Raw genomic sequence first — 15,007 nt, forward strand, 5'->3', positions numbered from 1 at the left:
GAGACTATTATGAACATTCAGAATTTCTTTGCTCAAAGTCAAGAAGTTCAACAGGTTCTGACTGCTACAATTCCGAATAGTCGTCAATTGGTTACAGGACTAGTTGGGTCCGCAAAAACGCTTTTGCTAAGCGAGTTACTTAGTGCCAAAGAAGCGCCAATTTTAACAATTTCAGATAATTTGTATCACGCTCAGCAATTAACTGATGATTTACAGAATATCCTTGATGACGCACAAGTTCATTTATTTCCGGTTGAAGAAACTTTAGCGGCTTCAGCGGCAACTAGTGCGCCAATTTATCGTGGGCAACGAACCGAATTTTTACACGCGCTGATTACCAATGAACCGGGAGTTTATGTGACCTCTGTTTCGGGATTGCGCCGGTTCCTCCCTCAAAAAAAGATTATGCAACAAGCTGTTCTTGAAGTGAAGGTTGGCAAAGAATTTGAGCTGACCGATCTTGAAGATCAATTGGTTGATATGGGATTTGTGCGGGAAGAAATGGTTGTGCGCCCAGGAGACTTTGCGGTGCGTGGGTCAATTGTTGATATTTATCCGCTAAACGCCGACTATCCAGTGCGAATTGATTTTTTTGATACGGAAGTTGATTCTTTACGCTATTTTGATTCAGAAAACCAACGTAGTGTGAAAAATATTGAGACGGTGACCATTTTGCCGGCCACCGACTTTATTGTGACAAAAGCGATGCTACAAAAAGGGATTGAAAATTATCAAAAGGCGGTTGAAAAAGAAAAAAAGCGTTTAAAAACCGATAATGACATTCAGATGTTAGATACCCAGGCGGAGAATATTTTGGCCCGCTGGCAAGACCGAAATGTGCAACCTGAAGATATTGTCCTTGCAGATTACCTTTATGATAAAAAAGATGGCCTGCTGGATTATATGGACGATTCTGGTGTTCTTGTTTTTGATGACTATTCTCGAATCCTAGAAGCCGAACGTGATCTTCAAGATGACGATGCCGAGTGGGTTGCTGATAAATTAAAAAAACATCAAGTTATCTCAACGGAAAAATTTGGGTTTGAAGTTCGTAAGTTAATGAAGGATCATGAACAGCCACAGATTTTATTATCGCTATTCCAAAAGGGTCTTGGAAGATTAAGACTAGACCAGTTGGTAGATCTTAGAACACGCGCAATGCAAGAGTTTTATGGGCAAATGCCGGTTTTAAAAACCGAAATGGACCGCTGGCAAAAACAAGTCCAAACCATCGTGGTCCTTATTCAAAAAAAGGATCGCCTGGATAAAGTTAGCTCAACGCTTCGAGATTTTGAAATTTCAGCGGTTGTCGCACGTGATCAAGAGGTTCAACCAAGGGCCGTTACCATCATCCAAGGACAACTAACGAGTGGTTTCGAATATCCTGATGCTAATTTAGTTGTGATTACAGAGCATGAATTATTTGCGAAAATCCCTAAAAAACGGCCTAAACGGCAAAAAATGGAAAACGCGCAACGACTTAAGAGTTACACGGAACTAAAGCCCGGAGACTTCGTTGTGCATGTGAATCACGGAATTGGCCGCTACACTGGCATGACCACAATGTTTGTAGATGGCGTCCATCAAGACTATATCACCATTCAATATGCCGGCAGTGGGAAACTATTTATTCCGGTTACACAACTAAATTTAGTTCAAAAATACGTTGCTTCTGAAGGAAAGCACCCTAGATTAAGCAAGCTTGGCGGAAGCGACTGGGCTAAAACTAAACGTAAAGTAGCTGCAAAAATTGAAGATATTGCTGACGAGTTGGTGGATCTGTATGCCCAACGAGAAGCAGAAAAAGGATTCGCCTTTTCAAAAGATGACGATTACCAGCGCCAGTTTGAAGACGATTTCGCGTACACCGAGACTCCCGATCAATTGCGCAGTGTCACGGAAATTAAACGAGATATGGAACGGGCAAAGCCGATGGACCGCTTATTAGTTGGGGATGTCGGTTACGGTAAAACGGAAGTTGCTTTGCGGGCGGCATTTAAAGCAATTGAAGATGGAAAACAAGTTGCCTTTTTAGTGCCCACAACCATTTTGGCGCAACAACATTATGAAACCATGATCAATCGATTTAGTGGTTATCCGGTTTCAGCAGGGGTGTTGTCCCGATTCCGGACGAAACCACAAATAAAAGAAACTTTAGCGGGCTTACAAAATGGCACGGTTGATATTGTGGTGGGAACTCATCGGTTATTGTCCAAGGATGTGAAGTTTCAAGATTTAGGATTACTGATTATTGATGAAGAGCAACGATTTGGTGTGAAACATAAGGAAAAAATTAAGAGCCTTAAGTCCCAAGTTGATGTTTTGACTTTAACGGCAACGCCAATTCCGCGGACGCTTAACATGTCGATGATTGGGGTCCGTGATTTGTCCGTGATTGAAACACCACCAACCAATCGTTATCCAATTCAGACTTATGTAATGGAAGAAAACGCTGGTGCAATTCGCGATGGGATTCACCGCGAGCTGCAACGAGGCGGACAGGTTTTCTATTTGCATAACCGGGTGGAAGATATTGAAGAGACGGTAAGCCAGGTCGAAGCGCTAGTGCCGGAAGCTAGTGTGACGTACATTCATGGGCAAATGTCTGAAAAACAAATGGAAGACGTTTTGTATGACTTTGTCCAAGGAGAATACGATGTGTTAGTGACCACAACGATCATTGAAACTGGTGTAGATATACCCAATGTGAACACCTTGTTCGTTGAAAACGCTGATCACATGGGCTTGTCTCAGCTGTACCAGTTGAGAGGCCGCATCGGGCGAAGTAGTCGGGTGGCGTATGCCTACTTTACGTACAAACCTAATAAGGTGTTGACCGAAGTTAGTGAGAAACGTTTGGAAGCTATCAAGGATTTTACGGAACTTGGTTCAGGTTTCAAAATTGCTATGCGTGATTTATCCATTCGTGGTGCCGGAAACTTACTCGGCAAGCAACAACATGGATTTATCGATTCAGTTGGGTATGATTTATATACGCAGATGTTGACAGATGCGGTAAATCAAAAACAAGGTAAAAAAGCCAAGGTCACAACTGATGCAGAAGTTGAATTGGGTGTTGAAGCTTATTTACCAAGCACGTACATTGAAGATCAACGACAAAAGATTGAACTGTATAAACGTATTCGGCAAATTGAAAATCAGGATCAGTATGTTGAAATCCAAGAAGATTTAATTGACCGATTTGGAGAATATCCAGTAGAGGTTACTAACCTCCTTGCCATTGGCCAAATTAAGATGTTGGCCGATGAGGCGTTAATAGAAAAAATTCAGCGACATGAAGATGCAATTCAAGTCACGCTCTCTCCTCGAGCAACTGGAAAATTACAACAAGCTGATATTTTTGAAGCCTTGTCTGCAACCAAGTTGAAAGCTATGGTGAATGTCGACGGTGGAAAAATGCAGATTAAGTTAGTGATTCAGCCGAAAATGGAAGAAAAAGATTGGTTAAAGCAATTAAAAGAGTTTGTTGAAGCGTTGATCAAAAAAGTGGCGTAGCTGAATAGGAGGGGTACTCCCGTGCAAAATAACAAGATGAAAAATGCGATGCAAGGAGCATTTATTTTAACCCTCGCGTCATTAGTTGCTAAAGTTTTAAGCGCTATTTATCGAATTCCACTTCAAAATTTAGTGGGCAACACCGGATTTTACGTTTATCAACAAATTTATCCCATCTATGGGATTGGGATTACGTTTGCCTTGAGTGGCTTTCCTGTCTTTGTGTCCAAATTAGTTGCAGAACAAGAGACTGAAAGTCAAAAAATCAAAGTTGCTCAAAAAGCGTTTGTTATCCTAAGTGTCATTTCATTGGTGATTGTTGTTTCATTATTAAGTTTTGCCCCAGAAATTGCTCATGGTATGGGGGATGTTGGGTTGACACCTCTTATCCGCTGCGTTTCACTGATGTTTATTTTTATGCCCTTTTTGGCAGTTGGTCGGGGTTATTATCAAGGAATCTTTCAAATGATTCCAACAGCGCGATCACAAGTGATGGAGCAAGTTGTTCGGGTAGTAATTATTATTGGCGTGGCATACACAGCTGTTAATCAGGACTGGAATGTCTACCGGATGGGAACCTGGGCAATGTCCGGATCCGTTGTGGCTGCGATTGTGAGCACACTATATTTTTTACGATTGTTTAAAAAGAAAATATTTCGGCCACTACCGACGCAAACGGGGCCGATTGCTAGTTATAAGAAATTAAGCAAGCGGTTTTTAATTGAAGGTGGCACAATCTGTTTATTTGCAGCAATTATCATTTTATTGCAATTAATTGATTCCTTTACTGTTAAGAATGGGTTAGTTGCGAGCGGAGTTTCTAACAAGGCAGCTAAATCTTTAAAAGGAATTTATGATCGAGGGCAACCCTTAGTTCAATTAGGATTAGTGGTGGCAACTTCATTTTCAACAACTTTACTGCCGTCGCTAACCAAAGCGGTACAAAAACATAATCGTTATGAGTTTAAACGAACTGTCCAATCAATGTTACACATTAGTTTGGCAATTTCGGTGGCTGCAACGGTAGGGATGATGACCTTAATGCCCCAGATTAACCGCTTGTTATTTGGAAATACCGAGGGAACGTCAGCAATTATGATTTATGTGGTGGCCATCGTTTTGGCCGCTTTAATTGCCACATATAATAGCGTTCTTCAAAGTGTGAATGTGTTCAAACCAGCTATTGTAGCTTTCTTTGTCGGTTTGGGTGTCAAACTTTTATTAAATAGAGTTGCTGTACAGCAATATGGGATCAATGGTGCAAGCTTGGTAACCGTTTTGAGCTTAGCTGTGATTTTAGTGTTCATGCAACTTGGTAGCTCAGATTCCTTAAAAGGTAATCTCAGATTGGATATCGGCTTTTTCGGAAAGTTGATCCTTACAAGCGGAAGTATGGTACTTGTGGTGAATTGGAGTAAAATGGTGTTACTATCACTTTTTTCTAACTCGGGACGCATAGAATTAGGAATCATGATTGTGGTGGTTGTTTTATTAGGCGGTTTAACTTTTAGTGGCGTAGCGATTGGATTGCGATTGTTTACCATTCGAGAATGGCTAACGATCCCTTATGGGAAAAAATTACTCAAAAAAATATTAGATAACAAGAAATGAGGAAAAAGATGCGATTAGATAAATTTTTAAAAATATCTAGAATTATTAAACGGCGTTCAATTGCCAAAGAAATTGCAGATCAAGGACGAATCACGATTAATGATCGGGTAGCAAAATCATCATCCAATGTCGTGGTTGATGACAAATTAGTAATCAAATTCGGGAATAAAACCCTCACCATTCGAGTGGATGAACTCCTGGAAACGACTAAAAAGGATGATGCCGAGCGCATGTTTACAATTTTGGCAGAAGATTACGAAAAAGATTACCGAAAATAAAAAATTAAAAAAATTCCCACAGTTACCTGTAGAATTGAATTATTTGGGGTCATCTTTCCACTTTGTTGGTAAGCTGACCTTTTTTTAGTGTTTAGGAAACCACTTACAAAAATTAATGAATTCTTTGCTGCAAAGCCATGGACAGGCTCATGGGACCTTGTTATAATTGCAGGTAGAGATGGTGAAATTTTAGAAGTGGGGTTATAAAATGGTAAGTAATATGAATAATACAAAAAAACATAGCACAACAGCTACTGAAAAAATAAGTAACATTCGTACTGCTCGCCTGCATCGCTTCTATACTATTATGGGAATTTTTATTGTTTTTGTTGGGATTTTTTCTTTTCAGCTTATACATACGCATTATCAAAGGTCGGCAGTCGATCAACAGATTCAAACAAGTAAGAAAAGTTACGCATCGGCCAAGAGCCAAAATGAAACCCTAAATACTCAGGTTAAACAACTAAATAACGATAATTATTTACAAAAACTACTTAGAGAGAAGTATTATTACAGCAAGGCTGGTGAAATTATTTATAGTTTACCTTCTGATCATTCTTCAGATGTAAGTCAAAACTAGCGTTAAGAAATTTAAAAAAGAGACTAATTTTATTGAAGCCGGTTACTTCAAGTTCAAATTGGTCTCTTTTATTGTAAAAGCATACCTATGATTTACTCGCACTCAACTGTATGTGGTGCTATACTAATTACACATAGTCTAAGGAGGAAGTACTTTTTTATGGCAATTGAAGTTGGGTCAAAAGTATCTGGCAAGGTTTCGGGAATCACTAATTTTGGTGCGTTTATTGATTTGGGTGATCATAAAACTGGATTAGTCCACATCAGTGAAGTTTCCAATGGATTTGTGAAGGATATTCATGATGTTTTAACTGTAGGTGATACGGTCACAGTAAAAGTGCTAACGGTCGGCGATGATGGAAAAATAGGGTTATCAATTCGTAAAGCTGAGGAACAACCGGCACAAGAGCAGCATAGTAATTCGACGCATTCAAATCATGCTGGACATACCACTAGTTCACATCATTCTTCAAAACCAAGCTCTCATTATCAGGGACATAGCAATAATAGTCATCATGAAGAACCAAAAGATTTTGACTCATTGTTGTCTGGATTTCTGAAGGACAGTGAAGTACGTCTGACAACCTTAAAACACAATACTGAAGGCAAACGTGGTGGCCGTGGCGGTCGTCGTAGCTAAAAAGGTTTGTCCTATATAACAAAATAGAATATGAGGTCCGATGCAAAACTGTCGTTTTGGTCGGGCTTTTTTTAAAAGGGTAGAAGGTGAGTGCACATTGAAAGGTCGGTTATCAAATAAATTCAATTTAGTCATTCGTGATTACGAGCTAACTCCGAAAACAACGGTTGTTGTGGGAGTTTCTACAGGTGTGGATTCAATGGTACTTCTTACTTTGTTAGAGAACCTTCCCCGTTCAAAACGGCCCCAAATTGTGATTGCCCATGTGAACCATAAGTTGAGGAAGCAAAGCGAAGAAGAGCAAGCTTTTATTGAAGCCTATGCAAAAGAACATCACTTAAAATTAGAAATCGAAGTTTGGCCGGTAGCTAAACATCCCAAAACAGGGATTGAAAATGCGGCTCGCAAAGTACGCTACAATTTTTTTACGCGCATTGCCAAGCAAACAGGAGCGCGATTCCTGTTTACGGCCCATCATGCAGATGATCAAGCTGAAACTTTTTTACTGAAATTAGTGCGTGGGGGCTCCTTACAACAACTAAAAGGGATTGGCGCACGTCAATTAACTGAGCAGACGCAAATTCAACGTCCACTCCTAAATTTTTCCAAAATCCAGATTCGGGAATTTGCAACTTTAAATCATGTAAAGTGGTATGAAGATCAAACCAATGCGGATCAAAATCTCGCGAGAAATCGCATGCGACAAGAGATTGTGCCAAGACTCAAACAAGAAAATCCACAGCTTTTGGCACATATTCAAAGTTACGAAAATCAGCTCCAAATTTTAATGCGGGCTACCAGGCAACATGCGCAAGAACTTGTGCAACAATTAATTGAAAAAGACGGATTTAAGACAACCCTTTTTTTGAAATTCAGTCTGGAGTGGCAAGATTTAGTTTTACAAGAGATTGCTACAAAAAAATTGGGTGCAGGACAGCTGACGGATGCACAACGGTACGAGATTTTACAACTCTTACATAATAAGCAGAAGCCAACGGGGAACATTCAGATTTCCCATCAGTTAGTATTTATGAAGAACTATCAACAATTTGGATTTTATCTGGCAAACGAATTGCAGAAAAAAAGCCTTGAAACGCCGGATTCTATGTTAAAATTAAATCAATGGCATGAAATTTCCGGGTACGGTAAGGTGGGTGTGTTTGAAGCGGATGAACTACCCCAAAACTTGCTGGATACTAGTCAAGTCATGAAATTAAGTGAAAATCAAATTGAAGAGCCTTTTAGCGTTGAAAAATCGTCACCAGATGAGAATCTGCGTTTGAAGGCTGGCGGACATAAAGTTGTTCGGCGCGTATTGATGGATGCTAAAGTGCCAATCGCACAACGAGAGAGTTGGCCAGTCCTAGTGGATGCTAATCACCAACCAATTTGGTTATTGGGGATTCGCAAAAGTTGGCTGAAAGAGCCATTTGATGATCAGCAGAAACCGTACTTTATAATCTGGAAAACAAATAATCTGGAGGAATTGAATTGATGAATAATGATATTGAGCGCATTCTGTATAGTCAAGAAGAGATTGCCACAGCATGTGAACGGTTGGGAAAAGAAATAACAAACGACTATCAGGACAAAACGCCAGTTGTAGTTAGTGTGTTGTCCGGAGCTGTTTTCATTACCACAGATGTTTTGCGCCAAATGGACGTGTACACGCAGTTAGCCTTTATTGATGTTTCCAGCTATAACGGCGGTACAGCGTCTTCTGGAAAAGTTCGGCTAGTGACAGATATCACCCAAGATGTTGCCGATCGTGATGTTTTGATTATTGAAGACATTGTCGATACTGGAAGAACTTTGAAGTATATTATTGATCTTTTAAAACAGCGCCATGCTAAAAGCGTTCGAGTTTGTACTTTATTAGATAAGCCAACCGGACGGGTTTTGGAAGTTAAAGCAGATTATGTTGGTTTTGAAGTTCCTGATGAATTTGTTGTCGGCTACGGTCTCGATTATAAAGGTGAGTATCGTAACCTGCCATACGTCGGTGTTTTGAAGCCTAAAATTTATCTGGATAAATAATTGGTCAAAATTGGTCAAGTGTGATATTATCTATCTATCGAAGGTAAAGCAGAGGATTGCTCTCCATTCGTAAAACCGTTATCAAGGAGGATTCAAATGAATAAAAAAGGGAATAACAACGGACTTTTAAAAAACAGTTTGTTTTATATCGTTATTTTCTTGGCTATTGTAGGAATTATTTATTTCTTCACTGGACAAGGCACTTCTACACAAACCAAGACGATTTCGTCGAGCGATTTTGTGTCGCAATTGCAAAAGAATAAAGTTAAGAGCTTTGACGTGCAACCTACGAACGGGGTTTATAAAATTACCGGTAAGTATCGTACTGCACAAAAGGGTTCTACACAATCTGGTTTATTCCCAGCGTCAAGTTCGAGTACAAAAGTAGATAGTTTTACTACAACAGTTTTGCAGAATGATTCTACGACTGCACAAATTACGCGAGCCGCACAAAAGGAAAATGTTAAAATGAACACAAAACCAGAAGCTTCTAATAGCTTCTGGGTACAGTTATTAATCACTGGGTTACCACTTCTTATCTTTATCGTCTTCTTCTATATGATGATGAGCCAAGCCGGCCAAGGTGGCGGTGGCGGTAGCAAAGGTGTTATGAACTTTGGTAAGTCAAAGGTTAAACCGGCTGATAAAAAAGCCAATAAAGTTCGTTTCTCTGATGTTGCTGGTGAAGAAGAAGAAAAACAAGAACTAGTTGAAGTTGTTGAGTTCTTGAAGGATCCTCGTAAGTTTTCTTCGTTAGGTGCCCGCATACCGGCCGGTGTCCTTTTGGAGGGGCCTCCTGGTACTGGTAAAACTTTATTAGCAAAAGCAGTTGCTGGTGAAGCTGGTGTACCGTTCTACTCAATTTCTGGTTCAGACTTCGTTGAAATGTTTGTCGGAGTTGGTGCTAGTCGAGTACGTGACCTATTTGATCAAGCTAAGAAGAATTCACCTTCGATCATTTTCATTGATGAAATTGATGCGGTTGGTCGTCAACGTGGTAGTGGCGTTGGCGGTGGCCATGATGAACGTGAACAAACTTTGAACCAATTGCTGGTTGAAATGGATGGATTCACGGGTAATGAAGGTGTGATTGTCATGGCGGCTACTAACCGTTCTGATGTCTTAGATCCCGCCTTACTCCGTCCTGGCCGATTTGATCGAAAGATCTTAGTTGGTCGTCCAGATGTTCGTGGCCGTGAAGCAATTTTGAAAGTTCATGCTAAAAACAAGCCTTTAGATAAAGATGTCGATTTAAATGAGATCGCAAAACAGACTCCAGGGTTTGTTGGTGCAGATCTTGAAAACTTGCTGAATGAAGCCGCATTACTTGCAGCACGACGTAATAAGAAGGTTATTGATGCTTCTGATTTGGATGAAGCCGAAGATCGAGTTATTGCTGGTCCAGCTAAGAAGAATGCCGTTGTTAGTCCTGTTGAACGTAAGACAGTGGCTTATCATGAAGCCGGTCATACAATTGTTGGGTTAGTTTTGAATGACGCTCGAGTTGTTCATAAAGTTACAATTGTCCCTCGAGGTCGTGCTGGTGGTTATGCCATCATGCTTCCTCGTGAAGATCAAAACTTGATGTCTAAAAAAGACGCCATGGAGCAGATTGCTGGTTTAATGGGTGGTCGTGCTGCTGAAGAGACGATCTTTAATTCTAAATCTTCTGGTGCTTCTAATGATTTTGAACAAGCCACTGGAATTGCTCGAGCAATGGTTACTCAGTACGGGATGAGCGACAAGATTGGTCAAGTTGAGTTGTCAGCGCCTGGACAATCATACTATGGCGAAAACGGTCCTGCTTATTCTGAAAAGACGGCCGGTGTCATCGATGATGAAATTCGTCGTCTTACTGATGAAGGCCATCAGACTGCATTAGATATCATTGCTTCACATCGTGAACAGCATAAGATCATTGCTGAAGCCTTGTTGAAGTATGAAACTTTGGATGAAAAGCAAATTTTAAGCTTGTTTAAGACCGGAAAGATGCCTGAAAGTGGGGCAGCATCTGATTTTCCAAGTGAAAAAGCTGCTACATTCGAAGAATCCAAACGTGAATTAGAGCGTAAAGAAGCTGAACGTCATGCGGATGATGATAACAAGGATGATTCGGATACAACTCTGAATACACCAAGTGAACATGATTCGGATGCATCTGGCAGTGATCATCGTTTGCCAAATTCTCACGATCAAAATTCTGGTGATTCTTCAAAGGATTCACAAGATGATCATTCAGATGATGACACAAATCTTTAAATTCAAACTATAGAACAGTAAACTTTTGGGAAAATTCCAAAGTTTACTGTTTTTTGTATCATTGGGTTGGTTTCGGCAACAAAATGTGTGAAAATATAAGACGGTGAAAAGAAAAGCTGAGGAGAAAACATGAAAGACTATTTAATAAAAAGTATCATTAACGATGGGATGTTTCGGGCCTATGTGATTAATGGCACCAATCTGGTTCAAGAAGCTCAAAAGCGGCACGATACATGGAGTGCTGCCACCGCTGCGCTAGGTCGCTCACTAGTGGGTACGATCATGTTAGCTGGATCGTTACTAAAGGGCGACGATAAAATGACCGTTAGAATTAATGGTGGCGGCCCGGTTGGCGGAATTGTCGTTGATGGTAATGCTAATGGGACGGTGAAAGGATATCTACAGCATCCGCATGTCTCATTACCGTTGAACAAGCAGCATCATATCGATGTGGGCAAGGCTGTTGGTAATCAAGGAACATTATCGGTTACTAAGGATATGGGTTTAAAGGATCCATTTACCGGTAACGTTGGATTAGCTTCCGGTGAAATCGGTGATGATTTCACATATTACTTGGCCCAATCAGAACAAATCCCGTCTTCAGTTGGAGTATCTGTTTTTGTGAATCCAGATGAGAGTGTTGAAGTTGCTGGAGGATTCATGATTCAAGTGATGCCCGGGGCAAGCGATAAGGCCATCAATCGGTTACAAACCACCTTATCCAATTTACCCCTTGTGTCAGATTTATTGAGACAAGGAAAAACACCTGAAGATATTTTGAAGTTGTTATTTAGTGATGACAAAATAAAAGTTTTGGATAAAATGCCCGTTTCTTTTGTCTGCGATTGTTCCAAAGAACGGTTTGCAGCTGCAATGGCAAGTTTGCCTGCCAAAGAAATTGAAGCGATGATTCAAGAGGACCATGGTGCAGAAGCTAATTGTCGTTTTTGCGGAAATAAATATCAATTTGACGAAACTGAACTGAAGGCTATTTTACTTCAAGCTCAGAATTGAGTTTTGTTTGGTAGGATATCAGTTGTGTGCTATGATAAATCTCATAATGTCAGTAAACGAGAGATTGTATCCCAATGAACTGATTTAATTAACGTAACTTAGACCACTTTTTATGAGGTGAAAAATATGGAATGGCAAATTGGTGATGTAACAATTCCCAATCAGCTTGTTGTGGCACCGATGGCCGGTGTAACGAATTCTGCCTTTCGTCTAATTTGTAAAAAATTTGGCGCAGGACTAGTTGTTTGTGAAATGATTTCTGATCGAGGAATCATGTATAAAAATAAGAAAACTTTGAGTATGATGAATGTGGATCCTCATGAGCATCCAATGAGTATTCAAATTTTTGGGGGCACTAAAGAAACTTTGGTAGAAGCTGCTAAGTTTGTGGATCAGCATACTGAAGCCGATATTATTGATATTAATATGGGTTGTCCCGTCAATAAAGTTGTCAAAACAGAAGCTGGCGCACGTTGGCTTCTAGATCCCAACAAAGTTTATGAGATGGTTTCTTATGTAACAGACGCTGTTAAGAAGCCAGTGACTGTTAAAATGAGAACTGGCTGGGATTCCGATCATATTTTTGCGGTTGAAAATGCATTGGCTGCAGAGCGTGCTGGTGCTTCGGCATTAGCTATGCACGGTCGAACACGAAAACAAATGTATACAGGACACGCCGACTGGAACATTTTAAAAGAAGTTTCAGATCAACTCACAATTCCATTTATGGGAAATGGGGATGTCCGGACTGCTGAAGATGCAAAACGGATGTTGGACGAAGTTGGTTCGACGGCAGTGATGATCGGTCGGGCAGTTTTAGGAAATCCTTGGATGCTGAACCGAGTTTCCAAGTATCTTGAAACTGGTGAACTGGTGGACGAGCCAGAACCAGCCGAAAAGATCAGAATTGCGAAGGAACATTTACATGGTTTGGTAGAGCTAAAAGGCGATTATGTTGGCCCTCGGGAATTTAGAACGCAGGCTGCATACTACCTTAAGGGAATTTCCCATTCTGCAAGAACTAAGGTTGCGTTGAATAATGCGGAATCTGAAAAAGAGATGGATGACATCTTTGACCAGTTTGCAGAGAAGCAACAAGAGCGAGAAATTAAACGTCAACAAATGGCAAGGTGATTATCCACTTGCTTTTTTGGTGCAAAATAGGCATCATAGATACGTGAGACTAATGGTAGAGGAGGATTTTTAAGTGGCACAAAAAGAGCAAGATATGAACGATCAGTTGAAAGTTCGGCGTCAAAAAATGCAGGATTTACGTGATAAGGGGATCGATCCCTTTGGACATGCATTTAAACGGACCCATTTAACTAATCAACTTCATGAACAATACAGTGATCTAGATAAAGAAGAATTAGAGGAAAAGAATGTTCAGGCAACGATTGCCGGAAGAATGATGTCTAAACGTGGTAAAGGTAAAGTAGGCTTTGCAGATCTTAAAGATCGCAAAGGTACGATGCAAATTTACGTACGTAAAGATACGGTCGGTGAAGATGAATATGCACTTTTCAAACAAGCTGATTTAGGTGACTTTATCGGTATTACTGGACAAGTGATGAAAACGGATATGGGAGAATTAACGGTTAAGGCAACAGACTTAACTTTTCTTACAAAGGCCCTGCGTCCACTTCCTGATAAATATCACGGTTTGCAAAACGTGGAACAAATCTATCGTCAACGCTATTTGGATCTTATTTCTAATGATGACAGTTTTGCACGTTTCATCAAGAGAACCAAGATTATTAGTGCAGTTCGTAAATACTTGGACAACTTGGATTATTCCGAAGTTGAGACGCCAGTTTTGCATGGTCAAGCCGGTGGTGCAAATGCACGTCCGTTTGTTACCCATCATAATGCGTTAGATATTGACCTGTATCTCCGAATTGCTTTGGAGCTTCATTTAAAACGACTGATTGTCGGCGGAATGGAACGAGTCTATGAAATTGGGCGTGTTTTCCGGAATGAAGGGATGGATACGCGTCATAATCCTGAGTTCACAATGCTAGAAACTTATACTGCTTATTTTGATTTTCATGATGTGATGAATGAAACAGAAGGAATCTTTAAAGCAGCCGTTAAAGCAGTTTCGCCAGATGGTAAAATCACTTATCAGGGAACTGATCTAGATTTAGGCAAAGATTTTGATCGCATGCACATGGTTGATGCAATTAAAAAGTATACTGGGGTTGATTTCTGGCCTAAGATGTCTTTGGAAGATGCTCGCAAATTAGCTGATGAACATAAGATTCACTATGAAGAATGGTGGCAAGTTGGTCATATTATTAATGAATTCTTCGAACAGTTAGTTCAAGATAAATTAACGCAACCGGTCTTTATTTATGGTCATCCTGTAGAAATTTCGCCTTTGGCTAAGAAAAACCCTGACGATGTTCGATTCACAGATCGTTTTGAGCTCTACATCAAGGGTAATGAATTTGCTAATGCTTTTACCGAATTAAACGATCCGATTGACCAGCGTGAACGTTTTGAAGCACAAGTTGCTGAACGTGAGCAAGGAAATGATGAAGCCGAAGGTATTGATGAAGATTTTATCGAAGCTTTGGAATACGGAATGCCGCCAACTGGTGGACTTGGAATTGGAATTGATCGGTTAGTTATGCTTTTAACAGATGCACCTTCAATTCGTGATGTGTTATTATTCCCAACAATGCGTCCAGATAAATAGAGATAAAATAAACTATTTGCATTTTTTTGCAAATGGTTTATTTTTTTGTTTTGCAGATAGTAATATATTGAAAATGATAAAATTGATCTATGAATGAGATAAATAGAAATAAAAAGGTGCCAAATGATATAATCGTTCGTGTTTTTAAGATTTTATAAGATTCATATCAATATGATATGAAATTATGATGAAATTGGGTATTGACCAATGGACGCTTTTTTGGTTATACTAGTACTCGTTGCTTAAGAGATGTGGTGTTGAGGCAAAAGAGTTATTTCAAATTCTTCTTGACACAATTAATTGCTGATGCTATTATTATATAGCTGTCAAAATTAGTTAACATCTTTTAACAGCGTCCTAGTAGACCTTTGA

At 39.9% G+C, this 15,007-nt stretch carries 11 protein-coding genes; all 11 read left to right on the plus strand.

The window, feature by feature from the left end:
- The first annotated feature begins 9 nt into the window (after positions 1-9).
- The 11 genes from mfd (at position 10) to lysS (ending at position 14,635) form a co-directional block, all read left to right on the plus strand.
- Positions 10-3,516: a transcription-repair coupling factor gene (gene mfd, locus ACLHK8_RS08780; protein ID WP_063698409.1), complete on the plus strand. Its 3,507-nt coding sequence runs from the start codon at positions 10-12 to the stop codon at positions 3,514-3,516.
- A gap of 21 nt (positions 3,517-3,537) precedes the next feature.
- Positions 3,538-5,127 carry a putative polysaccharide biosynthesis protein gene (locus tag ACLHK8_RS08785; protein WP_434520312.1) on the plus strand — a complete coding sequence of 530 codons (1,590 nt, stop codon included), beginning with the start codon at positions 3,538-3,540 and terminating at the stop codon, positions 5,125-5,127.
- An 8-nt stretch (positions 5,128-5,135) separates the two neighbouring features.
- The gene (locus ACLHK8_RS08790; RefSeq protein WP_057774335.1) at positions 5,136-5,405 is read left to right on the plus strand and encodes an RNA-binding S4 domain-containing protein; all 270 of its coding nucleotides are present in this window, start codon (positions 5,136-5,138) and stop codon (positions 5,403-5,405) included.
- Between the two features lie 208 nt (positions 5,406-5,613).
- On the plus strand, positions 5,614-5,985 hold the full coding sequence (locus ACLHK8_RS08795; RefSeq protein ID WP_063698405.1) for an FtsB family cell division protein: 372 nt from the start codon (positions 5,614-5,616) through the stop codon (positions 5,983-5,985).
- Positions 5,986-6,144: 159 nt separating this feature from the next.
- Complete coding sequence (locus ACLHK8_RS08800; RefSeq protein ID WP_057774341.1) at positions 6,145-6,624, plus strand: S1 domain-containing RNA-binding protein; 480 nt, start codon at positions 6,145-6,147, stop codon at positions 6,622-6,624.
- A 97-nt stretch (positions 6,625-6,721) separates the two neighbouring features.
- The gene (tilS, locus tag ACLHK8_RS08805) at positions 6,722-8,119 is read left to right on the plus strand and encodes a tRNA lysidine(34) synthetase TilS (protein WP_197460043.1); all 1,398 of its coding nucleotides are present in this window, start codon (positions 6,722-6,724) and stop codon (positions 8,117-8,119) included.
- Positions 8,119-8,661 (plus strand): hypoxanthine phosphoribosyltransferase, encoded by a 543-nt coding sequence (gene hpt, locus ACLHK8_RS08810; RefSeq protein WP_057774345.1) that lies wholly within the window; start codon positions 8,119-8,121, stop codon positions 8,659-8,661. The genes tilS and hpt overlap by 1 nt, the downstream gene beginning before the upstream one ends.
- A 96-nt stretch (positions 8,662-8,757) precedes the next feature.
- Positions 8,758-10,920, plus strand: a complete 2,163-nt coding sequence (gene ftsH, locus ACLHK8_RS08815; RefSeq protein WP_063698403.1) for an ATP-dependent zinc metalloprotease FtsH — start codon at positions 8,758-8,760, stop codon at positions 10,918-10,920.
- A 129-nt stretch (positions 10,921-11,049) separates the two neighbouring features.
- On the plus strand, positions 11,050-11,934 hold the full coding sequence (hslO, locus tag ACLHK8_RS08820) for an Hsp33 family molecular chaperone HslO (RefSeq protein ID WP_063698401.1): 885 nt from the start codon (positions 11,050-11,052) through the stop codon (positions 11,932-11,934).
- Between the two features lie 126 nt (positions 11,935-12,060).
- The gene (gene dusB / locus ACLHK8_RS08825) at positions 12,061-13,068 is read left to right on the plus strand and encodes a tRNA dihydrouridine synthase DusB (RefSeq protein WP_057774353.1); all 1,008 of its coding nucleotides are present in this window, start codon (positions 12,061-12,063) and stop codon (positions 13,066-13,068) included.
- A gap of 94 nt (positions 13,069-13,162) precedes the next feature.
- Positions 13,163-14,635 (plus strand): lysine--tRNA ligase, encoded by a 1,473-nt coding sequence (lysS, locus tag ACLHK8_RS08830; protein WP_156486352.1) that lies wholly within the window; start codon positions 13,163-13,165, stop codon positions 14,633-14,635.
- Positions 14,636-15,007: the final 372 nt, after the last annotated feature.

Origin of the sequence: Pediococcus sp. M21F004 (genome assembly GCF_051122535.1) — a bacterium.
GTDB classification, from domain to species: Bacteria; Bacillota; Bacilli; order Lactobacillales; family Lactobacillaceae; genus Pediococcus; species Pediococcus inopinatus.

What these genes read in the sequence shown, in the direction of transcription:
- ACLHK8_RS08790 (WP_057774335.1), top strand. Translation starts at nt 5,136, where the DNA reads ATGCGATTAGATAAATTTTTAAAAATATCTAGAATTATTAAACGGCGT.
- hpt (WP_057774345.1), top strand. Translation starts at nt 8,119, where the DNA reads ATGAATAATGATATTGAGCGCATTCTGTATAGTCAAGAAGAGATTGCC.
- hslO (WP_063698401.1), top strand. Translation starts at nt 11,050, where the DNA reads ATGAAAGACTATTTAATAAAAAGTATCATTAACGATGGGATGTTTCGG.
- dusB (WP_057774353.1), top strand. Translation starts at nt 12,061, where the DNA reads ATGGAATGGCAAATTGGTGATGTAACAATTCCCAATCAGCTTGTTGTG.
- lysS (WP_156486352.1), top strand. Translation starts at nt 13,163, where the DNA reads ATGAACGATCAGTTGAAAGTTCGGCGTCAAAAAATGCAGGATTTACGT.
- mfd (WP_063698409.1), top strand. Translation starts at nt 10, where the DNA reads ATGAACATTCAGAATTTCTTTGCTCAAAGTCAAGAAGTTCAACAGGTT.
- ACLHK8_RS08800 (WP_057774341.1), top strand. Translation starts at nt 6,145, where the DNA reads ATGGCAATTGAAGTTGGGTCAAAAGTATCTGGCAAGGTTTCGGGAATC.
- ACLHK8_RS08795 (WP_063698405.1), top strand. Translation starts at nt 5,614, where the DNA reads ATGGTAAGTAATATGAATAATACAAAAAAACATAGCACAACAGCTACT.
- ftsH (WP_063698403.1), top strand. Translation starts at nt 8,758, where the DNA reads ATGAATAAAAAAGGGAATAACAACGGACTTTTAAAAAACAGTTTGTTT.